This is a genomic window from Pantoea sp. 1B4 (genome assembly GCF_016925765.1).
Lineage (GTDB): Bacteria > Pseudomonadota > Gammaproteobacteria > Enterobacterales > Enterobacteriaceae > Pantoea > Pantoea agglomerans.
In genome coordinates this window covers 1,695,567-1,718,558 of the sequence record NZ_JAEUWZ010000001.1, presented here as the reverse complement: position 1 = coordinate 1,718,558, position 22,992 = coordinate 1,695,567, and the positions used below count along the sequence as shown (strand labels likewise).

Here is a 22,992-nt window from a genome sequence, read left to right as displayed (position 1 = left end):
TACTTTCTGCACTGTTTCTTAAGCCAAATGGCGAAGTAAAGGTCACAAAAGATTATTGGCTTTAAACTAATAAGAGGATTCTTAAAGACGACAGCCAGCCGTATGAATAACATGTTTCCTATGTTCGAAATCAACCTGATGATTTTCAGACAATCTCATTCCCCTGAGTAGAGTAAAGAATTGCTGTGTGTAGTCTTTGCCCATCCCCTGTGATGGGCTTTTTTTTTGCCTGAATCTGACCAGATATAAACAGAAAAGGCCCGCATAGCGGGCCCTGAAGAGTGCTAACAACCCGTATCAGGCTGTTTTATTTAACTGCGCCAGACTCACCCAGGTCTCCACCACCGTGTCCGGGTTCAGTGACAGACTGTCGATGCCCTCTTCCATCAGCCATGCGGCGAAATCCTGATGGTCTGACGGTCCCTGCCCACAGATTCCGACATATTTCCCTTTCTGCTTCGCCGCCCTTATGGCCATTGAGAGCAGCATCTTCACGGCTTCGTTACGCTCGTCAAACAGTGCGGAGACGACGCCAGAGTCGCGGTCCAGCCCCAGCGTCAGCTGAGTCATGTCGTTTGAGCCAATAGAGAAGCCATCGAAGTGCTCCAGGAATTGATCCGCCAGCAGGGCATTGGACGGGATCTCGCACATCATAATGATCTTCAGCCCGTTCTCGCCGCGCTTCAGTCCCTGACGCCCCAGCTCTTCCACCACAGCCTTCGCCTGCTCAACGGTGCGCACAAACGGAACCATAATCTCGACGTTTGTCAGGCCCATCTCGTTGCGAACACGTTTCACCGCTTCGCACTCCAGTGCAAAGCAGTCCCGGAAGCTGTCAGCGACATAGCGACCCGCACCCCGGAATCCCAGCATCGGGTTTTCCTCTTCCGGCTCGTAGCGTTCTCCACCCACCAGGTTGGCATATTCATTGGTTTTAAAGTCAGAAAGTCGGACAATTACGCGTTTCGGCGCAAAAGCGGCGCCAAGCGTGGCAATTCCTTCAGTCAGGCGAGCGATGTAAAACTCCACCGGATCATCAAATCCTTTCATCATTTTACGGATCTGCTGCTGCAGCTCCGGCGTCTGTTGGTCAAACTCCAGCAGCGCTTTAGGGTGGACGCCGATCATACGGTTAATGATAAATTCCAGCCGCGCCAGACCCACGCCTTCGTTAGGCAGACAGGCGAAATCAAAGGCGCGATCGGGGTTGCCCACGTTCATCATGATCTTCAGCGGCAGTTCAGGCAGTGAATCGACCTGCGAACTGGTGACGTCGAAGTCGAGCAGTTGATCATAAACGTAGCCGGTATCACCTTCGGCACATGAGACCGTGACGTTATGCCCCTCTTTCAGCCGGTCAGTGGCATCGCCACAGCCCACCACTGCCGGAATGCCCAGCTCACGCGCGATGATCGCAGCATGACAGGTCCGTCCGCCGCGGTTAGTTACAATCGCTGACGCCTTTTTCATGATCGGTTCCCAGTCCGGGTCGGTCATGTCGGTCACCAGCACATCGCCTTTTTCTATGCGGTTCATTTCGCTGATATCGTGGATGACCTTCACAACGCCTGCGCCAATACGATGACCGATAGCACGACCTTCCACGACAACGCTGCCCTGCCCCTGCAGCGTATAACGCTCCATTACCTGACCATTTGAACGTACGGTTTCAGGGCGCGCCTGAACAATAAACAGTTTGCCGGTGTGCCCATCTTTGGCCCACTCAATATCCATCGGGCGCTGATAGTGCTGTTCAATCAGCACCGCCTGCTTCGCCAGCGCCTGCACTTCCTCATCGCTCAGGCAGAAACGGTCGCGTTCGGCCTCAGGCACATCTTCGATCCGCACCTGCTCGCCATGCGCCTGGGAATCGGCATAGACCATGCGAACCTTTTTCGAGCCCATATTGCGGCGCACAATCGACGGACGATCGGCTGCCAGGGTTGGCTTGTGCACATAGAACTCATCCGGGTTAACGGCACCCTGCACCACCATTTCCCCCAGCCCCAGTGCGGCGGTGATAAAGACCACCTGATCAAAGCCGGACTCGGTATCAATGGTGAACATCACACCCGAGGCGGCCAGGTCTGAACGCACCATGCGCTGTATTCCCGCTGAGAGCGCAACACCACGATGGTCATAGCCCTGATGCACACGGTAGGAGATAGCGCGGTCATTAAACAGCGAGGCGAAGACATGCTTTACCGCCACCATGACGGCGTCGATGCCCTGTACATTCAGGAAGGTTTCCTGCTGGCCGGCAAAAGAGGCATCAGGCATATCTTCTGCGGTTGCAGAGGAGCGCACGGCAAACGACGCGGCATCATCATCAGCAGAAAGCTGCTTATAGGCGTCCAGAATGGCGGACTCCAGCTCGGGCAGGAACGGTGTCTCCACGACCCACTGACGAATCTGCTTACCCGCTTTTGCCAGTGCATCAACGTCATCAATATCGGTCTCATCCAGCAGCGCATAAATGCGCTGATTCAGCCCGCTTTGATCGAGGAACAGGTTAAAGGCGTAGGATGTGGTCGCGAAACCGTTGGGCACGGAAACGCCCAGCGACGACAGATTAGTAATCATTTCACCCAGAGAGGCATTTTTGCCCCCCCACCCGGTCAACATCATGCATGCCAAGCTGGTTATACCAGAGCACGAGTGGCTGTTCGCCTTTACTGGACATTGAGCTTATCCTTTATCAATTATCAATGAATGGACACAGGGAGTAATCTGTCTTCAGCCTGGCATATCACCCTCTCAATAACGATCTGTTGAATCGTTAAAGCAGAATTTCAGCCACAGTTTCGGAATTGTGAGCGCATTATTTTGCTGTTGCGCAAAGTCGCCTTTTTTCTCTAAATGATTGATGCCACAGGAAATGGCAGATTTTCAGCCACTTAAGCATTCAGTTTTGTTGCGCAACAACTGCGTGGCTATTTGCGGCTTAACGACGGATTAAAAAGAATGCTGGCTCAACGAGCCACCCTTTCATTTTTAGTATCGTGATGAAACGACAGACAAATAATCCGGACAGACATTCCAGAAATTAAAATCAGAGATGATTTATTTAATCGCATGGCCCATGCTGAATGCTCACTCTTGTCTGAGGCTTATTTTGTTATGACAACTGACAGAAGCGTTTTTTATATCTCCGATGGTACGGCCATTACGGCTGAGGTGCTGGGTCATGCGGTGCTGTCGCAGTTTCCGGTCAATATCACCAGCCTGACGCTGCCGTTTGTGGAAAATGTTCAGCGGGCGCTGGCGGTTAAAGCCCAGATTAACGCGCTCTATCAGCAGAGCGGTGTCCGGCCGCTGGTCTTTTTCTCCATCGTGACGCCGGAAGTGCGCGACATCATCGTACAGAGTGACGGCTTTTGTCAGGATATCGTCCAGGCGCTGGTCGCCCCGCTTCAGCAGGAGCTGGGTTTATCGCCCGCGCCGGTGGCACACCGTACCCATGGACTGGATGCCAGTAACCTGGGTAAATATGACGCACGTATCGCGGCCATCGATTACACCCTGGCGCATGATGACGGCATCTCGCTGCGCGGGCTGGAAGATGCGCAGGTGATTCTGTTAGGCGTCTCGCGCTGTGGCAAAACCCCCCACCAGCCTCTATCTGGCAATGCAGTTTGGTATTCGCGCCGCCAACTATCCATTCATTGCCGACGATATGGATAACCTTAAACTCCCGCCCGCGCTGCGCGCGCATCAGAATAAACTGTTCGGGCTGACCATCGACCCGGAACGGCTGGCTGCGATACGTCAGGAGCGGGCGGAAAATACCCGTTACGCCTCGATGCGTCAGTGCCGGCTGGAGGTGGGCGAAGTGGAAGCGCTGTTTCGCACTCATCAGATCCGCTATCTCAACAGCACCAACTACTCCGTGGAGGAGATTGCGACCAAAATTCTCGACATTATGGGCCTGACTCGCCGCATGTACTGATGGGTAACCGGCGCTGAACTGTAAAGCGGCGCTGCCGTCGCTTTTGATTTCATTATTAAATTCCGGGTTGAATTCGCAGACTAATGGTTTATTGTGACCACCATCACTTCCCGGTATTTCACCGCTGCGAAGAACCGTTTTCGAGAAACCCATGAACAAAACCGACGAACTGCGTACCGCACGCATTGGTAGTCTGATTACCCCCGCCAGCCTGGCGGCTGAGCATCCTGTCTCTCCGGCAATTGCCGACAATGTCACCGCTGCCCGTAAACGTATTGCCCGTATTCTGACGGGTGAAGATCCCCGCCTGCTGGTGGTGATTGGCCCCTGCTCGCTGCACGACCCGAAAGCGGCACTGGAATATGCTGAGCGTCTGAACGCGTTACGCAGCCGCTATGAAGATCGGCTGGAGATTGTGATGCGTGCCTACTTTGAAAAGCCGCGCACCGTAGTGGGCTGGAAAGGCTTAATCTCCGATCCGGATCTGGATGGGAGCTACGATGTGAACCGCGGCATAGGCATCGCCCGCCAGCTGCTGATTGATATCAACTCGCTGGGCCTGCCTACCGCCACGGAATTCCTGGATATGGTGATCGGCCAGTTTATTGCCGATCTGATTAGCTGGGGCGCGATTGGCGCACGCACCACCGAAAGCCAGATCCACCGCGAAATGGCATCGGCCCTCTCCTGCCCGGTCGGCTTTAAAAACGGTACCGATGGTAACGTACAGATTGCCGTGGATGCGATTCGCGCCGCGCGCGCCAGCCACATGTTCCTTTCGCCCGATAAGCTGGGCCAGATGACTATCTATCAGACCAGCGGCAACCCGCATGGTCATGTGATCCTGCGTGGCGGCAAACAGCCTAACTATCATGCCAGTGATGTCGCCGCCGCAGCCGAAAGTCTGTCGGCGTTTAATCTGCCACAGCAGCTGGTGATCGACTTCAGTCACGGTAACTGCCTGAAGCAGCATCGTCGTCAGATGGATGTCGCGGCAGAGGTGGCAGAACAGATTAAAGCGGGATCGCAGGCCGTTGCCGGTGTGATGATTGAAAGCTTCCTGGAAGAGGGCAATCAGAAAGTCGTCAGCGGCAAACCGCTGGTCTATGGCAAGTCGATTACCGATCCCTGCCTCGGCTGGCAGGAGAGCGAAAAGGTGCTCGCCCTGCTGGCCGAGGCGGTTTCTCACCGCCTCTGAGTCTGCATCAGCTGGAGCAGCTCACTTCCAGGGTTTTGCCCCAGTCTGGCGGCCGCTGACGATATTCAGCGGCTGTCTGATCGCTAAAGGGTTGCTGTAACGCCTGATGCAGACGTGCCAGCGCCCCCTGCTCTCCCCGCTCCGCCTCTTCAATCGCCTGCTGCGCCAGATAGTTGCGCAGAATCACCGCCGGATTGGCCGCCTTCATCACGGCCTGACGTTCTGCATCGCTGACCTGCTCATCCATCAGACGGCTGCGGTAGCGCTGATACCAGCTATCAAACGCCTCACGATCGATAAACTCATCCCGCAGCGGTGAACGGCTGTCAGCCTGTTGCGTCTCACTAAGCAGGCGGAACGTCAGGGTGTAATCGCTATGCTCCTGCGTCATCAGTGCCAGCAGATCGGTCAGAATCTCATTATCGCTGCTCTGCTGCGTCAGCAGACCGAGTTTCGCCCGCATCCGTTCGCCCCAGACCCGCATCAGTTCAGGTTCGTAGGCGCTCAGTGCCGTCCGCAACTGCTCGGTGGTCAGCAGACCCGACAGCGCATGTGCCAGCCGGTTAAGATTCCACATACCGATCATTGGCTGATTTTCAAAGCTGTAGCGCCCCTGATAGTCGCTGTGATTACAGATGAAGTCAGGCTGATAATCATCCAGAAAACCAAAGGGGCCATAGTCGATGGTCAGACCCAGAATCGACATGTTGTCCGTGTTCATCACTCCATGAGCAAAGCCCACGCTCTGCCACAGCGCAATCAGACGCGCAGTGCGTAACACAATGTCGGTAAACCACTGTTGATAGCGGTCTGCTTCAGCGTCCAGATGCGGCCAGTGATGGCGAATGGCGTAGTCGGCCAGTTGCTGCACTTTCTCCTGCTGCTGGCTGTAAAAGAAATGCTCGAAATGACCGAAACGCAGATGACTTGGGGAAATGCGCATCAGCATCGCGCCACGCTCTGTTGTTTCGCGGTAGACCGGCTCATCACCTATCGACAGCGTCAGCGCACGCGTAGTGGGAATGCCCAGATGATGCAGCGCTTCCGAGGCGAGAAACTCACGCACGCTGGAACGGATCACGGCACGACCATCCCCCCATGCGGGAATAAGGCGTCAGGCCTGCGCCCTTGAGATGCCAGTCCAGCTTGCTGCCATCCTCCAGACGCTGCTCACCCAGCAGAATGCCGCGCCCGTCGCCAAGCTGGCCCGCCCAGACGCCAAACTGATGGCCGCTGTAGACCTGCGCCAGCGGCTGCATGCCGGGCAGCAGTGCGGCACCGTGCCAGACGGCATGACCCTTATCGGCAAAGAGCGCGCTATCCAGCCCCATTGAGGCTGCAAGCGGTGCGTTATGATACAGCAGGCGTCCGCCTGCCAGTGGCGTGGGGTTCAGCGCGGTGTAACACCCGGTAAGTTCACGGAACCAGGTGTTGTCGAAAGAGGCCTTGCCTGAGGACATTGTTTCTCCCATGCGATGCTCAGCGTTACTTAAGGTTAGTCCTCTAGTGTAACGCTGATAGCGGGGATTAACAGGAAGTATCAGCCGGGATGCTGCGCGGATGGCACACGATCGTCGGCGCAGATCAGTGAATGCAGCGCGTCAGATTTTACCACCGGGAAGAGCGCACCCTGAAACTCGGCACCGCTCAGCTGGCTGACTTTATCCAGCAGCACGTCGTCATCAATGCCACAAATAATGAGCCGGTCACAATGGGCGCGGAAATTATCGATAATGCTCTGAATAAATGGCACGAATGAAGCGCGCTTTGCCAGCGAATGAATAAACTCTTTGTCCAGGCAGATGCAGCTGAATAAATTATCGTAGACCGCATTAGAGGGGGTCTTACCCGCGCCGAAATGAGAAATCGCTAAATTAAACTCAGCATGCAGGCTTGCCAGCAGGGGATTATTTTTTCCCAGTTTTAGTTGCGGAAACGTTTCAGTGATATTCAACAGAATGAATGGCAACTGCTTTATTTTGCGCATCACTAATTCGCTGGCCAGCAGCGTCCGGGCCATGCCTTCATCAATACGTATAAATGCTGACACGGAATGCGCTTCAAAAAAAGCCGCGATTCTGCTCCAGCAATCTAATCTGACTTTGCAGCAGGCGCAGCTGCTGCGACTCATCGAGCTGCGGCAGCAACAGATCCTGCGGCAGGGTGATGGGGGCACTTTCATGCACAAACTGCGTGACCAGCTCGACAGCGGTCAGTCGCCCATTAACATCACAGACAGGATAAAACCAGATTTCCGACTGATAGTCGGCCGAAAGATGAATTTTCATTTTAATGCCAGAATATGCGGCGATGGGGATATCGTATAGTAATGGTCAGGCGCAGGCAATAGTGCCAAATCATTGAAGAGACGAACTTCTTTACTCTTCCATTGCCGTTTGGCAGCAGGCGATCACCCTTAAGCCAAATAGTAGCGATAAAACAGCGGTTATTATTGGAATTAAATAAGCGTTTATTATGTTTATTAAAACCCACGCTCAATAACTGTCATTTAAAATAAACCTTTTACTCTCTGTTTTAACTCTATTTAAAATTGGACTTAAGTCTGATTCCCCGGACCTGCGTTTAAATACGACGCGCCTGCCAGAACACTTTTCGCCAGTAGACATTGTCGAGCGAGGAGCGGATGACGCCCTGGCTGGTTGAGGCATGAATAAAAGCATTATCGGTGTCATAAATGCCCACATGCAGGCCATTCTCCCCGCGACCGGTTTTGAAGAAGACCAGATCGCCTGGTAGCAGTTCATCTTTGCTGATTCGGGTGCCGATATCGCTTTGAGCTGAGGTGGTGCGCGGCAGTTGCAGCGCAAATTTATCGCGGAAAGTCAGATAGACAAAGCCGGAGCAGTCAACCCCGTTACGACTCATGCCGCCATAGCGATAAGGCGTCCCACGCCAGTTACCGAGCTGATCGTTCAGTTCCGCAATCACGGTGATCGAATCGGAAAGACGGCCATTAATCGGCGGAGCGTGATGACTGCATCCCGTCAGCAGCAGAACTAAAATCAGCAAACTCAGGCGCATCGCCAAATGTCCTTATCAGAAGTTGCAACCGGCTTAATGTAGCGGTAAAGCCCGCCGGGTAGCAAGTGTCAGGGCAATACGGTCAGCAGCGTGCGTCCTTCAAGTTCAAGCTGCCGGAAAGCAATCTGGTAGATCGGTGTCAGGCGCTGCGGCGTCAGAACCTCAGCCGGTTCACCCTGCGCAATCAACGCTCCCTTATCCATCAGCCAGACCCGATCCGCCTGTTGCAGGCTGTGGTTGAGGTCGTGACTGCTGGCGATAACGCTGATGCCCGCCGCGCACAGGTCGGCAATCAGATCGTCCACCGCTTTTTGCTGGGCGATATCCAGCGCGGTCATGGGCTCATCAAGGATCAGCAGCCGCCCGTGTGGATTGATGTGGGGATCAATCTGCACACAAACCGCCGCCAGCCTGACGCGCTGCCATTCACCACCGGAGAGCCGGGTCAGTGAACGCGATAACTTATCCTGCAGCTGAAGCCGTTTCAGCAGCGTGCTGAGGCGATCGTCTGTCTGCCCCCCCCGCCTGTTTCAGATGCAGACGCAAATAGTGCCAGACCGGCATCTGACTCAGCGGTGCCTGCTGCTGAGGCAGCCAGCCGCGAACCCGGGCCATCGCTGCGCCATTCCAGTCACTCAGCGGCTGTTCGTCCAGCAGCACCGTGCCGGAGGCGGGTTGCAGTCCCGCAATCACACTGAGTAAGGTGCTTTTGCCTGCACTGTTCGGGCCTGCCACGTGCAGCAGTTGACCGGCGGCAAGCTCACCGGTCAGTGGCAGCAGCCGTCCGGGGACGGCGGCCTGTTGCAGGCGCAACAGCATCTATTTTGCCAGCGCCTGCTTAATGGTTTCCAGAATGATCGGATCTTCCGGCGTCATGTCAGGTGCAAAACGCTGGATCACGCTGCCGTCACGGCCAATAAGGAATTTTTCGAAGTTCCACAGAATGTCGCCCTGCTCTTTCGGCGCGCGTCCTTTGCTCTCCATGCGCTCGTAAAAGCCGCTGCCTTCCGGGCGCACCGCGTCAGGTCGGGCCGCAATCAGCTGAGCATAGAGCGGATGACGGCCTGCGCCATTCACCTCGGTTTTGGCAAACATCGGGAACGTGACGCCATACGTGGTGCTGCAGAAGGTTTTAATCTCCTCACTGCTGCCCGGCTCCTGCTCCAGAAACTGGTTGCAGGGAAAACCGAGTACGCTGAAGCCCTGATCCTGCCAGGCTTTCTGCAGGTTCTCCAGCTCTTCATATTGCGGCGTCAGACCACATTTCGAGGCAACATTGACCACCAGCAGTACCTTGCCCTGCCATTGTGACAGCGTGGTTTTTTCCCCATCGAGCGTAACCAGTTCAGTTTGATAAATGTTCATGCTGTTTCCTGTTGTGGATGCTGTTGTGGATACAGAGTCGCCAGCCGAAGCTAGCGTGAAGATTTCACCAGTAAAATAATAAACAGCGGCGCGCCCAGTGTCGCCGTCACGACGCCTATCGGTAATTCCGCCGACGTCAGCGCCAGACGAGCCACAATATCGGCTGCCAGTAATACACCGGCGCCAGCCAGCGCCGATGCCGGCAGCAGATAACGGTGATCGCTGATGCCGCTCATACGCAGCAGATGCGGGATCACCAGTCCGACAAAGCCAATAGCACCGGCCATCGCGACGCTGATGCCGACCAGCCAGCCCATGGCGAGCACCAGCAGGTTACGCCAGTAGAAGAGAGACAGTCCGAGCTGGCGGGCAGATGTCTCGCCCAGCGCCAGCAGATTAAGAATCTGCCCGGTCGCCCCCAGGGCCAGCATCACCGGCAGCAGCGCCAGCATCATCCAGCCATAGCGCCAGTCAATCCCGCTGAATCCGCCCATCATCCAGTACATCAACTGACGCAGATCGAGGCTGGTGCTGAAGTAGACCGCCCAGGTCATGATGGCACTACAGATAATCCCCAGCGCCACGCCGGTAAGCAACAGTCGGGTGACCGAGAGCTGACGATGGGCAAAATGCAGCAGGATGAGCGTAATAATCAGCGCACCGGCCATCGCCGCCAGCCCAAGGCTCCACAGCGAGCCGCTGCCCAGCAGCACGCCGAGCACCAAGCCAATACCGGCACCATTTGAGACGCCGAGCAGGCCGGGCTCCGCCAGCGGATTTGTAAACAGCGCCTGCATCACGACACCGCATACCGCCAGCGATGCCCCGACCAGCACCACCGCCAGACTGCGGGGCAGCCGCAACTGCCAGACAAAGAGCCTGCCGCTTTCCGTGAACCAGTCTGAGGGCGCGATCCAGCTGTCACCGGCACACAGGCTGAGACAGAGCAGAGCAGAGAGCATAAGTGCTAACACAATAAGCCATTTCTGGCCGCGCTGGTCGGCCTGGCGCGCGAGCTGGTCGAGCAGAGACATAAGCGGGATTAGCTGAGAAAACAGAGATTTGATTGTAGAGGGATTGCAGAAAAAAGAAAGGCAGATGAGGCGGTTTGCATTTTGCTGTCAGGGAGATTAACGGGCGCGGGAAGCGGGATTGCTGCTTACTGAAACCATGAAAAAAGGCCGCTTGCGCGGCCTTTTTGAAACGCTGAAATTCAGTCAGTCTCTTTGGGTGTAGCGTTCTCTACGCGGCTTTTCAGCTTCTGTCCTGGGCGGAACGTTACTACGCGACGCGCAGTAATCGGAATATCTTCACCCGTTTTCGGGTTTCTGCCAGGACGCTGGTTTTTGTCACGCAGGTCAAAATTACCAAACCCAGACAGTTTTACCTGTTCTCCATTCTCCAAAGCGCGACGTACCTCTTCGAAAAACAGCTCTACTAACTCTTTGGCATCGCGTTTGCTCAGCCCGAGTTTCTCAAACAGGTACTCTGACATCTCAGCTTTTGTAAGCGCCATAGGTTCAATCCCTCAAGGTTGCCTGGAATCGCTCTTTTAATGCCGCAACGCATTTGCCAACGGTCGCGGCAATCTCCTCTTCTTCGAGTGTCCGGCTGGTATCCTGCAAAATCAGGCTGATTGCGAGGCTCTTGTAGCCCTCAGAAACGCCCTTACCGCGGTACACGTCAAACAAGTTTACGCCAACTACCTGATTTACGCCAACTTTCTTACACTCCGCGATGATATCTGCTGCGGGGACGTTTTCAGCCACCACAACGGCAATATCACGACGGTTCGCCGGGAAGCGAGAAATCTCGCGCGCGTCAGGCAGGACGCGGTCTGCGACCTTATTCCAAAGCAGTTCAAAGACTAAGGTGCGGCCATTGAGATCAAGCTTACGTTCCAGCTCAGGATGAACCACGCCGATAAATCCGATATGTTCATCATGCAAATAAATCGCCGCGCTCTGTCCTGGATGCAACGCCGGATTCGCTTCAGTACGGAAGCTGATGTCATCCAGTTTGCCGGTTAAATCGAGCAGCGATTCTAAATCGCCTTTCAAATCATAGAAGTCAACTGTCTGGCGCGCCAGATCCCAGTGCTCTTCAACGCGGTTACCGCTGATGACGCCAGCCAGCATAAGATCCTGACGGATGCCCAAATCTGCCTGGGTATCCGGCACAAAGCGTAAGCCGCTCTCAAACAGGCGCACGCGGCTCTGCTGACGGTTCTGGTTGTAGACTACCGCGCTGAGCAGGCCGGTCCAGAGTGAGAGACGCATGGTCGACATATCGCTGGAGATTGGGCTCGGCAGCAACAGCGCCTCTTCACCCGGGTGCAGCAACTGCTGAATTTTCGGATCGACGAAGCTGTAGGTAATCGCTTCCTGATAGCCCTTGTCCACCAGCAGGTTTTTCGCGCGCTTCAGCGACAGATTCGCTTCGCGATGCTGAGTCATCACCAGACCTGCCTGTACCGGCACATCCGGAATGTTGTTGTAGCCGTAAATACGAGCCACTTCTTCAACCAGATCTTCTTCAATCGCCATATCGAAGCGCCAGCTCGGGGCGACGGCCTGCCACTGCCCTTCTCCCACGGTCACTTCACAGCCGAGGCGCGTCAGAATGTCAGTCACCTGCTCATCTGCGATCACGTGGCCAATCAGACGGTCCAGCTTTTCACGACGCAGCGTGATCGTCGCTGGCACAGGCAGGGCTGCCTGATGGGTCTGATCGATGATCGGGCCCGCTTCACCGCCGCAGATTGACAGCAGCAGTTGGGTAGCACGCTCCAGTGCGGTATGTTGCAGCGCCGGATCAACACCACGCTCGTAGCGATGTGACGCGTCGGTATGCAGACCATGACGACGGGCGCGGCCGGTAATAGAGAGCGGATCAAAGTAAGCGCACTCGAACAGGATGTTCTGCGTTTCGCCGTTCACGCCCGAATGTTCGCCACCAAAGATACCGGCCATCGCCAGCGCTTTCTGATGATCGGCGATCACTAAGGTATCACTCTGCAGGCTGGCTTCAGTGCCATCCAGCAGCGTCAGCTTTTCGCCCTCTTTCGCCATACGCACCACGATACCACCGTCGATGCGGTCGAGATCGAAAGCGTGCATCGGCTGACCCAGCTCCAGCAGAACGTAGTTAGTGATATCCACCACCGGATCGATAGAACGAATACCACAACGACGCAGCTTCTCTTTCATCCACAATGGCGTTGACGCCTTTACGTTAATCCCTTTTACTACACGGCCCAGATAGCGTGGACAGGCTTCTGTCGCGTCAACCTGAATCGGGAAAGTGTCGTTCAGCGTCGCAGCGACCGGCTGCATCTCCGGCACGTTCAGTGGCAAACCGTTGAGGACGGCGACATCACGAGCGATACCGATCAGACCCAGACAGTCAGCGCGGTTAGGCGTGACGCTGATTTCGATGGTGTTGTCATCAAGCTGCAGGTAGGTGCGGATGTCGGTGCCAATCGGCGCATCGGCTGGCAGTTCGATGATGCCGTTGTGGTCGTCGGAAATCCCCAGCTCGGAGAAAGAGCAGAGCATGCCTTCAGACGGCTCGCCACGCAGTTTAGCCGCTTTGATTTTGAAATCACCTGGCAGCACGGCGCCGACGGTGGCGACCGCGACTTTCAGTCCCTGACGGCAGTTCGGCGCGCCACAGACGATATCCAGCAGGCGATCGCCGCCCACATTGATTTTGGTCACACGCAGCTTGTCTGCATTCGGGTGCTGGCCGCACTCCACCACTTCCCCGACCACGACGCCGTGGAACGCACCGGCAACCGGATCAACGCCGTCAACTTCCAGACCGGCCATAGTGATTTGTTCAGACAGCGCAGCGCTGTCCAGGGCTGGATTTACCCATTCGCGTAACCAGAGTTCACTGAATTTCATTGGATATCCTGCCCTTACTTAAATTGTTTGAGGAAGCGTAAATCATTTTCAAAGAAGGCACGCAGATCGGTCACGCCGTAGCGCAACATGGTCAGACGCTCCATGCCCATACCAAAGGCGAAACCGGAGTAGACTTCCGGATCGATGCCGACATTACGCAGCACGTTAGGGTGAACCATGCCGCAACCTAGCACTTCCAGCCACTTGCCGTTTTTACCCATGACGTCTACTTCTGCTGATGGCTCAGTAAACGGGAAATAGGAAGGACGGAAACGAATCTGCAGATCTTCTTCGAAGAAGTTGTTCAGGAAATCGTGCAGCGTGCCTTTCAGGTTGGTAAAGCTGATGTTTTTATCCACAATCAGCCCTTCCATCTGATGGAACATCGGGGTATGGGTCTGATCGTAATCGTTACGGTAGACGCGGCCCGGCGCAATAATGCGAATCGGCGGCTGCTGAGCCTTCATGGTACGGATCTGCACGCCGGACGTCTGGGTACGCAGCAGGCGCGTGGCGTCAAACCAGAAGGTGTCGTGATCGGCACGGGCCGGGTGATGGGCAGGAATATTCAGCGCATCGAAGTTATGGTAATCATCTTCAATTTCTGGACCGGTTACGACGCCAAAGCCTAACTCACCAAAGAAGGTCTCAATGCGATCCATGGTGCGGGTTACCGGATGCAGGCCGCCATTCTCAATGCGACGACCAGGCAGAGAGACATCAATGGTCTCTTCAGCCAGACGGGCATTCAGCACCGCAGCTTCCAGGGCATCTTTGCGCGCATTCAGACGCTCGGTGACCTGCTGCTTCGCTTCATTGATTACCGCACCCGCTGCCGGGCGCTCTTCGGCTGGCAGCTCGCGTAACGTAGTCATCTGCAGTGTCAGATGTCCTTTCTTACCCAGGTATTCGACGCGCACCGCGTCAAGGGCGGCGATATCCGTCGCCCCGTCGATGGCCGCCGTGGCGCTGGCCACCAGTTCTGCGAGTTGGGACATAGTTTCCTCTTTTTCCAGTCAGGCTGGTCAGTTCTCGTTGGGACCTGCCGGTCCAATATGCTAGCGCCAGAAACAAAAAAAGCCTCCACGAGGGAGGCTTTTAGCGCGATTTTTCGTTTCTTTTCTTATGCGCAAAAGCCCCTGGATGTCAGGCGCTAAAGTAAAAAAAGAAACGGAAAATAGCAGCGTTCATGCTTGCGGTTACCTTGTCATGCGATACAGGGGGGTCTATTGAAATGCTCAGCGACGAAAATGTCAATCTTTTGCGTAAGTTACAGGCAATAAAAAAAGGGAGCAAGCTCCCTTTTCCATCTGACTTACGCCAGGGCTGATTTCGCTTTTTCGACCAGTGCAGAGAATGCCACTTTATCGAATACCGCGATGTCGGCCAGGATCTTACGGTCAATCTCAATGGCTGCTTTTTTCAGACCATTGATGAAACGGCTGTAAGACATGCCGTTCTGACGAGCCGCTGCGTTGATACGCGCGATCCACAGCTGACGGAACTGACGCTTACGTTGACGACGGTCACGGTAAGCATACTGACCAGCTTTGATAACAGCCTGGAAGGCAACGCGGTAGACACGTGAACGTGCACCGTAATAGCCTTTAGCTTGTTTTAAGATTTTTTTGTGACGTGCGCGAGCAACTACACCACGTTTTACACGAGCCATTTAGCTCTCCTGTTTAATATTCTGATTTAATGAAAAAATTACTTATGCGTACGGCAGGCAGGCAATTACCAGACCCAGATCGCCTTTTGACACCATGCCTTTAGGGCGCAGGTGACGTTTACGCTTAGTAGATTTTTTGGTCAGAATATGACGCAGGTTTGCGTGTTTACGCTTGAAGCCGCCAGAAGCGGTCTTGCGGAAGCGCTTAGCCGCACCACGTACAGTTTTAATCTTTGGCATTTTAAAAATATCCACTTCGCATTGTTAATAACATGACCCAGACAGGCGAACAGTTAACCGCACAGCGCGAACGCTGCGCGGTTAGTGTTACTTGAAAGCCTACTGTTTCTTCTTAGGAGCGAGCACCATGATCATCTGGCGGCCTTCGATCTTCGAAGGGAAGGATTCGACAATGGCCAAATCCAGATCTTCACACAGGTCTTTACGGACGCGGTTAAGCACTTCCATACCGATCTGCTGGTGCGCCATCTCACGACCGCGGAAACGCAGCGTGATTTTGGCTTTATCGCCTTCTTCCAGAAAGCGAATCAGGTTGCGTAGTTTGACCTGATAGTCGCCATCATCGGTTCCAGGACGGAATTTGATTTCCTTAACCTGAATAACTTTTTGCTTCTTCTTCTGTTCCTTAGAAGATTTGCTTTTTTCATAGAGGAACTTGCCGTAATCCATGATGCGGCAGACCGGCGGTTCGGCATTCGGGCTGATTTCGACTAAGTCGCCGCCCGCTTCCTCGGCTTTTTCCAAAGCTTCGCGTAATGTGACAATGCCAATCGGCTCGCCATCCATGCCTGTTAAGCGCACTTCAGTTGCGCGGATTTCACTGTTGATTTTGTTCGGACGCGTCGGTAGTACTCGTTTTCCGCCTTTAATACTTTATTCCTCCAATTGTTGAAGATTTCGGCTGCGAATCTCTTGTTGAAGTTTCTCAACAAACACATCGACATCCATCGACCCAAGGTCTTTACCACGGCGGGTGCGAACGGCAACTTTGCCAGATTCCACCTCTTTATCACCGCAGACCAACATATAAGGGACGCGACGTAATGTGTGCTCGCGGATTTTAAAGCCTATCTTCTCATTTCTCAAGTCTGCCTTCACACGAATGCCAGCATTCTGCAGCTTACGCGTCAAAGACTCAACATATTCTGCTTGTCCGTCGGTAATATTCATTACCACGACTTGCAGCGGTGCCAGCCAGGTTGGGAAGAAACCGGCGAATTCTTCGGTAAGAATACCGATGAAACGCTCCATTGATCCCAGAATCGCACGGTGAATCATCACTGGCGTCTGACGATCATTGTTTTCACCCACGTAGGTTGCTTCAAGGCGTTTTGGCAGGGAGAAGTCTAGCTGAACTGTTCCGCACTGCCAGGCGCGATCAAGACAATCGTACAAAGTAAACTCAATTTTAGGACCGTAGAACGCGCCTTCGCCTGGCTGGAACTCAAACTCAATATTGTTTTCGTTCAGCGCCGCAGCCAGATCTTCCTCGGCACGATCCCACATCTCATCCGTACCGATGCGCTTCTCAGGACGGGTGGATAACTTCACCACAATCTTTTCAAAGCCGAAGGTGCTGTACATGTCATAAACCATGCGGATACAGCTGTTCACTTCGTCACGCACCTGCTCTTCAGTACAGAAGACGTGTGCATCATCCTGGGTAAAGCCACGAACACGCATCAGGCCGTGTAGCGCGCCTGAGGGTTCATTACGGTGACAGCTGCCGAACTCTGCCATACGCAGCGGCAGGTCACGGTAGGATTTCAGACCCTGATTAAAGATCTGAACATGCCCAGGACAGTTCATCGGTTTGATGCAATATTCACGGTTCTCAGATGAGGTGGTGAACATCGCTTCTTTATAGTTTTCCCAGTGCCCGGTTTTTTCCCACAGGACGCGATCCATCATGAATGGACCTTTAACTTCCTGGTACTGGTACTCTTTTAACTTGCTGCGGACAAACACTTCCAGCTCACGGAAGATGGTCCAGCCGTCATTATGCCAGAAGACCATGCCTGGTGCTTCTTCCTGCATGTGATAGAGATCCAGCTGCTTACCAATCTTACGATGGTCACGCTTCGCCGCCTCTTCCAGACGCTGCAGATAGGCTGCCAGCTGCTTTTTGTCTGCCCATGCGGTGCCATAAATACGCTGCAGCATTTTGTTGTTGCTGTCGCCGCGCCAGTAGGCACCGGAGATCTTCTGCAGTTTAAAATGATGGCAGAACCGCATGTTCGGCACGTGCGGACCGCGGCACATGTCGACATATTCTTCGTGATGATACAGGCCAGGCTTATCGTCATGGCTGATGTTTTCATCAAGAATGGTGGTCTTGTAAATTTCGCCGCGCGCCGCAAAGACGTCGCGAGCTTCCTGCCAGCTGACCTTCTTCTTCACCACATCGTAGTTGGTTTCAGCCAACTGATGCATGCGTTTTTCCAGCAGGTCGATATCTTCCTGGGTCAGGGTACGATCGATGTCGACATCATAATAGAAGCCGTTATCAATGACCGGGCCAATCGCCATTTTGGTATCCGGCCACAGCTGTTTAATCGCATGCCCTAACAGGTGCGCACAGGAGTGACGGATGATTTCCAGACCCGCTTCATCTTTAGCGGTAATGATCGCTACGGCGGCATCTTCAGTGATGGGATCAACAGCATCAACCAGTTCACCGTTAACACGGCCAGCGATACAGGCTTTCGCCAGACCAGGACCGATGTCCAGCGCAATATCCATCACACTGACAGGGCGGTCAAACACGCGCTGGCTGCCATCAGGAAGCGTAATTACAGGCATTTCATATCCTTATCTGCAGTGGTAAGCCACACGAAAGCCTACATGCAACGTAATGTAAAATTAGTGACCCGGCGTGATATCAGACCCACATTGTCGGAATGTCGCCAGGATTTCAGTGCGGGCCCGATGATAGCAGTTTTCCCCGGCGAGAAAAACCCATGCCTTTTTCGCTAAGCCCTGGAGAAATCAAAAAAAAGCGGCCTGACACACTGTCAGGCCGCTGTGAATGCTGCTGCAAAAATGCGCTTACATAGCGTAAGAGAGCATGATTGAGGTTTTGGTATCGGTGCGATCAGGCGCAGATTCCGCCGGATTGTTGTTCCAGCTGACGTTGTAAGCCAGCTTCAGCGCGAAGTGGCTGTTGATAGCCACCTGCAGACCGGTTTCGGAGTTCACCGTGGTGTCTTCTCCGAAGCTGCTCAGCACTGACACGCCCTGAATAAATTTAGTGGTGTCGGTCAGCTGCCACTGATAGCTGACTGCGCCATAGCCCAGCGCTTTGGTCTGATGACCACCCGCGTGATAATCGTCATAACGTACACCCGGACCCAATTCCGCACGCAGCGAGTGCACCGGTCCATTCAGAATCTGACGACCGTAACCGGCTGTCAGCACGTCGCGTGAATCGTAGCCATTGAAACGATCGCTTAACCAGCTCGCCTGTCCAAACAGGTAGTCATACGAGTTGAGGTTGTAACGTGAACGACCACCGATGTTGTAAGTTTCAGAAGAGCGCTCATCGTTTGACGAGGTGTTGGCTGCGTTACCCCACAAGCTGTAAGCCATAGATGACTGATACCAGGTCATATTGGTCTGAGCCGTCATTGATGAACTGGTGGTGTTACCGGTTTGCGCCAGATATCCCGCAGCAGCAGAACCTTCAAACGGCTTTTTAGCTGTTGAAGGGTCATCCATTGACGTAAATACGGCGTTATCGGCCATTGCCTGGTGACAAAAAGCTCCGGCGGAGAGCAAAAGAACAGCAGACAGCTTGTTATAGGCTTTCATTAAATGTGATCCGTGCGACTGTTTAAAAAACGGAGAGTCTGAAGCGTTTTGCCGGGCATTCAATGCAATTTACGGTAAGTTTTGTAAAAAAATTATTAACTTACACAAAATGCCTGGAATCGCCCTGACAACCCCTGTTAATTGGGACTCATCTTATTAACGTGGCGCATTATAGTGCTGCCCAAATGAAAAGCCAGACGCAACGGCAGAAGATTTTTACGTTATGCTGCTGGCTCCTGACACGAATTTACGCTATGCATCACGTCACACACGCAGCATCTCCTTCATAATTCGCCTGATTTTTCACCATGGTCTACGCTCAGTTCAGTTTCCCTTCCCCGGAGGTGCCTCATGAGCAACACCTTAACCCGCTATATCGTGACCTTTCACTATCAGGAGTCGGGCTTAAGTGACATCCTGGAACTGACCAGCGCAATGACCGCCGCAGGTTTCACGACCACGATGACAGATGACGACGGCCATCCACATGAACTCGGTACGAACAGCTATGGCATCGTCAGCACGCTGGAGGCTGAGGAGCTGCGGCAGCAGGTCACTGCGGCCGGTGAAAGCGCGCTGGGTCAGGAACCCGAGGTGACCGTCACGACCTTCGAAGAGTATCTGCGCGATGCTGCCGATCATCGCCCTGCCACCTCAGCGCCAGAATAAAGGGTGCAATTGCGCGGTTTTTGGTGAATATTTACGCAATACAATCGAACTTACGCAGCGAATAACGAGGATAGCCCAATGTGGTCAGCCATTAGTCGTCTGTTAAGCGAGCAGTTAGGCAACGCCGAAATCACTCAACGTCACGCCCTCGCGGGGGGGTGATATCCATCCCACCTGGCAGATCCGCTACGGTGATCACGACGTCTTCGTCAAAAGTAACAGCCGCGATATGCTGTCGCTCTTTACCTGGGAAGCAGACCAGCTGGATTTGCTGGCGCGCACCGGCACGGTTCGGGTGCCTAAAGTCTATGGTGTGGGTCATCATCGCGAGGAGAGCTTTTTGCTGCTGGAATATATCAGGCCACAGCCGCTTGATGAGCAGAGTGCATATCAGCTCGGTCAGCAACTGGCGCATCTGCATCAGTGGAGCGAGCAGACGCAGTTCGGCCTCGATTTCGACAATAACATCACCACGACGCCCCAACCCAACAGCTGGCTGCGCCGCTGGTCGGTTTTTTTGCTGAACAGCGCATTGGCTGGCAGCTGCAACTGGCGGCAGAAAAGGGAATTCAGTACGGGGATACAGAGCTGATCGTTGCCTGCGTGCAGCGGGTGCTCGCGTCACATCATCCGCAGCCGTCGCTGCTGCATGGCGATCTCTGGCCGGCTAACTGCGCCAGCAGTGAGAGTGGGCCCTGGCTGTTCGATCCTGCCTGCTACTGGGGCGACCGTGAGTGCGATTTAGCCATGCTGAGCTGGTACCCTGACTTGCCTCGCCAGATTTACGACGGTTATCAATCGGTGTGGCCGCTACCGGATGGTTTTTCGCAGCGTCTGCCGGTCTACCAGCTCTACTATCTGCTCAACCGGGCTAACGTCTTTGGCGGGCACTGGCCAGGCGATGCACAGTTCGCCATTGGCCAGTTGCTGGATGAGGATGCGCTGGGCGCCAGTCAGGCCAGGCCGGCCTGACAAAGCTCGCGGTCAGATAAAGCCCAGCAGCGACAGCGCAAAATAACCGGCTATCGCAATCACCACCGGCAGGACATAGAGCGGGAAGATCTGCAGGAAGATGGTGTGGCGAGGCACGCGCACCTTCTCTTCCAGTTGCTGACGGCTACGCCCTTCACTGCCTTTTGCCTGCTCCAGAATCATCTGATCCTCAATGCCTTCTTTGACGTGACGCGCCTGACGTCCCATCCGCGCGCCTGACGACTCCAGCGCCAGCCCGACAAAAATCAGAATGTAGATCAGCCAGAAACCCAGGTTCATCTGACCGTTAAATTCCGGTACCGGCGAGTTATGCCAGAAGACATTCAGGAATGGCGTGTTAAAGCGCAGCATATCGACGATGACGTGGACGAAATCGAGCATGACGGCATCAATGCCTGGCTGCTTTTCGCTATGCTTAAACATAAAGCTCAATACAGAAATAATGGTCGACAGCAGCGCCACTAAAAAGAGCACCCAGCCTGCCACTCGCTTGAGGATGGCGATACGGCCAGCCTGTTGATAGGTCATAATATCTCCTGAACCCGGAATCCAATTTGCCGTCAGTTTACCTGCCAACGGTGAAATTTCCCAAATAAAGCGTGGCCTGTCGGGCAGAGCGTGCACCAGCAAAGAATGATGTTAAGGTAAAGCTGACTTTAAAAGGAGACCCCCCTGATGCCTTATCACCGCCCTGTCCTTGCCGCCCTGTTTGATATGGATGGCTTACTGATCGATTCTGAGCCTCTGTGGGATCAGGCTGAGCTGGATATCTTTTCAACGCTGGATGTTGACCTGTCACGTCGCAGTGAAATGCCCGATACCCTGGGTCTGCGCATCGATCAGACTGTACGGATGTGGTACGAAACGCTGCCGTGGCATGGCCCCTCTCAGCAGGAGGTCACTGAGCGGATTATTACGCGCGCCATGACGCTGGTGGATCAGACGCGGCCACTGCTGCCGGGCGTGGAAACGGCGCTGCAACTGTGCCGGGAACAGGGGCTGAAAATCGGCCTTGCCTCAGCATCACCGCTAAAGATGCTGGAACAGGTGCTGGAGATCTTCAATCTGCGCCCTTATTTCGATGTGCTGGCTTCAGCAGAAGCGCTGCCCTACAGCAAGCCCCATCCGCAGGTCTATCTCAATGCCGCCGCCAGCCTTGCGATCGATCCGCTCAACTGCGTCACGCTGGAAGATTCGTTTAACGGCATGATCGCCACCAAAGCAGCGCGTATGCGATCGATTGTGGTGCCCGCCGCTGAACACCGTGACGATCCCCGCTGGGCGCTGGCGGATGTCCGGCTGGACAATCTGACCCAGCTTAGCCTGCAGCATCTGCAGGGATAATAACAGCCCGCTTATGGCGGGCTTTTTTATTGCCTGTTGCACCTGCCACTTGATCTGACCCGCAAAAAATAAAACAACGTTTCATTTTTATTGAATTCCCATCCCGCTCTGCCTAAGATGCCAAAAGCGTCCCCGTTTGGGGCATGAATAACCTGACCTGCAGAGAGGCCTGAGATGGACGTTCGTCAAAGCATTCACAGCGATCACGCTAAGCAACTCGATACTGAAGCACTGCGCCGCGAGTTCCTGATTGAGAAGATATTTACTGCCGATGATTACACCCTGACCTACAGCCATATCGACCGCATCATTATTGGCGGCGTCATGCCGGTGAATAATCCGGTCACTATCGGTGATGAGATGGGAAAACAGCTGGGCGTCGCTTATTTTCTTGAACGCCGCGAGCTGGGTATGATCAATATTGGCGGCCCGGGTCTGGTAGAAGTTGACGGTAAAGCGTGGGAAATCGGTCACGAAGAGGCACTTTACATCGGCAAAGGTGCGCGCAACCTGCAGTTCCGCAGCCTGAACCCTGCGCAGCCGGCCAAATTCTATTACAACAGTGCGCCAGCACACAGCACCTTCCCGGACAAGAAAATCACGCTGCAGGAAGCCGCCACCGCGACGCTGGGTGATGCCGCGACATCCAATCGCCGCACCATTAACAAATTTATCGTGCCGGATGTGTTGCCCACCTGTCAGCTCACCATGGGCTTAACCAAACTGGATGAAGGCAGCCTGTGGAACACCATGCCCTGCCACACCCACGAACGCCGCATGGAAGTCTATTTCTACTTCGATATGAGCGAAGAGTGCGCCGTCTTCCACATGATGGGGCAACCGCAGCAAACCCGCCATCTGCTGGTACACAACGAGCAGGCGGTGATCTCACCCAGCTGGTCAATTCACGCCGGTGTCGGCACCCAGCGTTACACCTTTATCTGGGGCATGGTGGGTGAGAATCAGGTCTTTGATGACATGGACCACGTCAAAATCAGTGAACTGCGCTGAGCAGAGGAGA

The 22,992-nt window shown here is 54.3% G+C and carries 17 protein-coding genes, 1 other RNA gene, 6 pseudogenes and 1 other annotated feature; of the genes and pseudogenes, 7 read left to right on the top strand and 17 right to left on the bottom strand.

Features of this window, described 5'->3' with window-relative positions; translation table 11 throughout:
- The first annotated feature begins 120 nt into the window (after nucleotides 1-120).
- An RNA gene (rprA, locus tag JNO11_RS08355) (antisense sRNA RprA) lies at nucleotides 121-228 on the top strand.
- Nucleotides 229-297: 69 nt separating this feature from the next.
- On the opposite strand, the pseudogene ppsA reads toward rprA, so the two are convergent.
- Nucleotides 298-2,683, bottom strand: a pseudogene (ppsA, locus tag JNO11_RS08350) (phosphoenolpyruvate synthase).
- A gap of 437 nt (nucleotides 2,684-3,120) precedes the next feature.
- Between ppsA and JNO11_RS08345 the strand changes: the two are divergent.
- Nucleotides 3,121-3,949 (top strand): annotated as a pseudogene (locus JNO11_RS08345) (pyruvate, water dikinase regulatory protein).
- 151 nt (nucleotides 3,950-4,100) lie between these two features.
- Entirely contained in the window at nucleotides 4,101-5,147 is a 1,047-nt protein-coding gene (locus tag JNO11_RS08340; RefSeq protein ID WP_325177172.1) for a 3-deoxy-7-phosphoheptulonate synthase, read from the top strand.
- A gap of 7 nt (nucleotides 5,148-5,154) precedes the next feature.
- On the opposite strand, the pseudogene JNO11_RS08335 reads toward JNO11_RS08340, so the two are convergent.
- The 15 genes and pseudogenes from JNO11_RS08335 to JNO11_RS08260 all read right to left on the bottom strand — a co-directional run bounded on the left by JNO11_RS08335 (nucleotide 5,155) and on the right by JNO11_RS08260 (nucleotide 18,965).
- Nucleotides 5,155-6,607: pseudogene (locus JNO11_RS08335) on the bottom strand (protein adenylyltransferase SelO).
- An 80-nt stretch (nucleotides 6,608-6,687) separates the two neighbouring features.
- Nucleotides 6,688-7,435, bottom strand: a pseudogene (locus tag JNO11_RS08330) (EAL domain-containing protein).
- A 295-nt stretch (nucleotides 7,436-7,730) separates the two neighbouring features.
- A complete protein-coding gene (locus JNO11_RS08320) occupies nucleotides 7,731-8,189 on the bottom strand; it encodes an NlpC/P60 family protein (RefSeq protein ID WP_033779295.1) in 459 nt (152 codons plus the stop codon).
- Nucleotides 8,190-8,257: 68 nt separating this feature from the next.
- Nucleotides 8,258-9,008 (bottom strand): annotated as a pseudogene (gene btuD, locus JNO11_RS08315) (vitamin B12 ABC transporter ATP-binding protein BtuD).
- Nucleotides 9,009-9,554 carry a glutathione peroxidase gene (locus tag JNO11_RS08310; RefSeq protein WP_010670029.1) on the bottom strand — a complete coding sequence of 182 codons (546 nt, stop codon included), beginning with the start codon at nucleotides 9,552-9,554 and terminating at the stop codon, nucleotides 9,009-9,011.
- A 50-nt stretch (nucleotides 9,555-9,604) separates the two neighbouring features.
- On the bottom strand, nucleotides 9,605-10,588 hold the full coding sequence (gene btuC, locus JNO11_RS08305; protein ID WP_010670028.1) for a vitamin B12 ABC transporter permease BtuC: 984 nt from the start codon (nucleotides 10,586-10,588) through the stop codon (nucleotides 9,605-9,607).
- 179 nt (nucleotides 10,589-10,767) lie between these two features.
- Nucleotides 10,768-11,070, bottom strand: a complete 303-nt coding sequence (gene ihfA, locus JNO11_RS08300; protein ID WP_003853259.1) for an integration host factor subunit alpha — start codon at nucleotides 11,068-11,070, stop codon at nucleotides 10,768-10,770.
- 4 nt (nucleotides 11,071-11,074) lie between these two features.
- On the bottom strand, nucleotides 11,075-13,462 hold the full coding sequence (gene pheT, locus JNO11_RS08295; RefSeq protein WP_325177169.1) for a phenylalanine--tRNA ligase subunit beta: 2,388 nt from the start codon (nucleotides 13,460-13,462) through the stop codon (nucleotides 11,075-11,077).
- A 14-nt stretch (nucleotides 13,463-13,476) separates the two neighbouring features.
- Nucleotides 13,477-14,460, bottom strand: coding sequence for a phenylalanine--tRNA ligase subunit alpha (gene pheS, locus JNO11_RS08290; RefSeq protein ID WP_010245680.1), 984 nt, complete (start codon nucleotides 14,458-14,460; stop codon nucleotides 13,477-13,479).
- Nucleotides 14,461-14,532: 72 nt separating this feature from the next.
- Nucleotides 14,533-14,658: a sequence feature (Phe leader region), on the bottom strand.
- On the bottom strand, nucleotides 14,609-14,653 hold the full coding sequence (gene pheM / locus JNO11_RS08285) for a pheST operon leader peptide PheM (RefSeq protein ID WP_106120997.1): 45 nt from the start codon (nucleotides 14,651-14,653) through the stop codon (nucleotides 14,609-14,611). Its footprint overlaps the feature before it by 45 nt.
- A gap of 119 nt (nucleotides 14,659-14,777) precedes the next feature.
- On the bottom strand, nucleotides 14,778-15,134 hold the full coding sequence (rplT, locus tag JNO11_RS08280) for a 50S ribosomal protein L20 (protein WP_003853267.1): 357 nt from the start codon (nucleotides 15,132-15,134) through the stop codon (nucleotides 14,778-14,780).
- A 42-nt stretch (nucleotides 15,135-15,176) separates the two neighbouring features.
- Nucleotides 15,177-15,374 carry a 50S ribosomal protein L35 gene (rpmI, locus tag JNO11_RS08275; protein WP_010245683.1) on the bottom strand — a complete coding sequence of 66 codons (198 nt, stop codon included), beginning with the start codon at nucleotides 15,372-15,374 and terminating at the stop codon, nucleotides 15,177-15,179.
- A 99-nt stretch (nucleotides 15,375-15,473) separates the two neighbouring features.
- Nucleotides 15,474-16,025 carry a translation initiation factor IF-3 gene (gene infC / locus JNO11_RS08270; RefSeq protein ID WP_029519030.1) on the bottom strand — a complete coding sequence of 184 codons (552 nt, stop codon included), beginning with the start codon at nucleotides 16,023-16,025 and terminating at the stop codon, nucleotides 15,474-15,476.
- Between the two features lie 3 nt (nucleotides 16,026-16,028).
- A complete protein-coding gene (gene thrS, locus JNO11_RS08265; RefSeq protein ID WP_010245687.1) occupies nucleotides 16,029-17,957 on the bottom strand; it encodes a threonine--tRNA ligase in 1,929 nt (642 codons plus the stop codon).
- A gap of 246 nt (nucleotides 17,958-18,203) precedes the next feature.
- Nucleotides 18,204-18,965 (bottom strand): DUF481 domain-containing protein, encoded by a 762-nt coding sequence (locus JNO11_RS08260; RefSeq protein WP_010245689.1) that lies wholly within the window; start codon nucleotides 18,963-18,965, stop codon nucleotides 18,204-18,206.
- Between the two features lie 351 nt (nucleotides 18,966-19,316).
- On the opposite strand from JNO11_RS08260, the gene ghoS reads away from it, so the two are divergent.
- Both ghoS and JNO11_RS08250 read left to right on the top strand, forming a co-directional pair.
- On the top strand, nucleotides 19,317-19,634 hold the full coding sequence (gene ghoS / locus JNO11_RS08255) for a type V toxin-antitoxin system endoribonuclease antitoxin GhoS (protein ID WP_159226373.1): 318 nt from the start codon (nucleotides 19,317-19,319) through the stop codon (nucleotides 19,632-19,634).
- 78 nt (nucleotides 19,635-19,712) lie between these two features.
- Nucleotides 19,713-20,606, top strand: a pseudogene (locus JNO11_RS08250) (fructosamine kinase family protein).
- A 12-nt stretch (nucleotides 20,607-20,618) separates the two neighbouring features.
- On the opposite strand, the gene JNO11_RS08245 reads toward JNO11_RS08250, so the two are convergent.
- A complete protein-coding gene (locus tag JNO11_RS08245; RefSeq protein WP_010245694.1) occupies nucleotides 20,619-21,155 on the bottom strand; it encodes a YniB family protein in 537 nt (178 codons plus the stop codon).
- Between the two features lie 147 nt (nucleotides 21,156-21,302).
- Here JNO11_RS08245 and hxpB point away from each other — a divergent pair, with 147 nt between their 5' ends.
- Both hxpB and kduI read left to right on the top strand, forming a co-directional pair.
- Complete coding sequence (gene hxpB, locus JNO11_RS08240) at nucleotides 21,303-21,971, top strand: hexitol phosphatase HxpB (RefSeq protein ID WP_010245698.1); 669 nt, start codon at nucleotides 21,303-21,305, stop codon at nucleotides 21,969-21,971.
- Between the two features lie 174 nt (nucleotides 21,972-22,145).
- Nucleotides 22,146-22,982, top strand: a complete 837-nt coding sequence (kduI, locus tag JNO11_RS08235; protein ID WP_010670022.1) for a 5-dehydro-4-deoxy-D-glucuronate isomerase — start codon at nucleotides 22,146-22,148, stop codon at nucleotides 22,980-22,982.
- The last annotated feature ends 10 nt before the right edge of the window (nucleotides 22,983-22,992 follow it).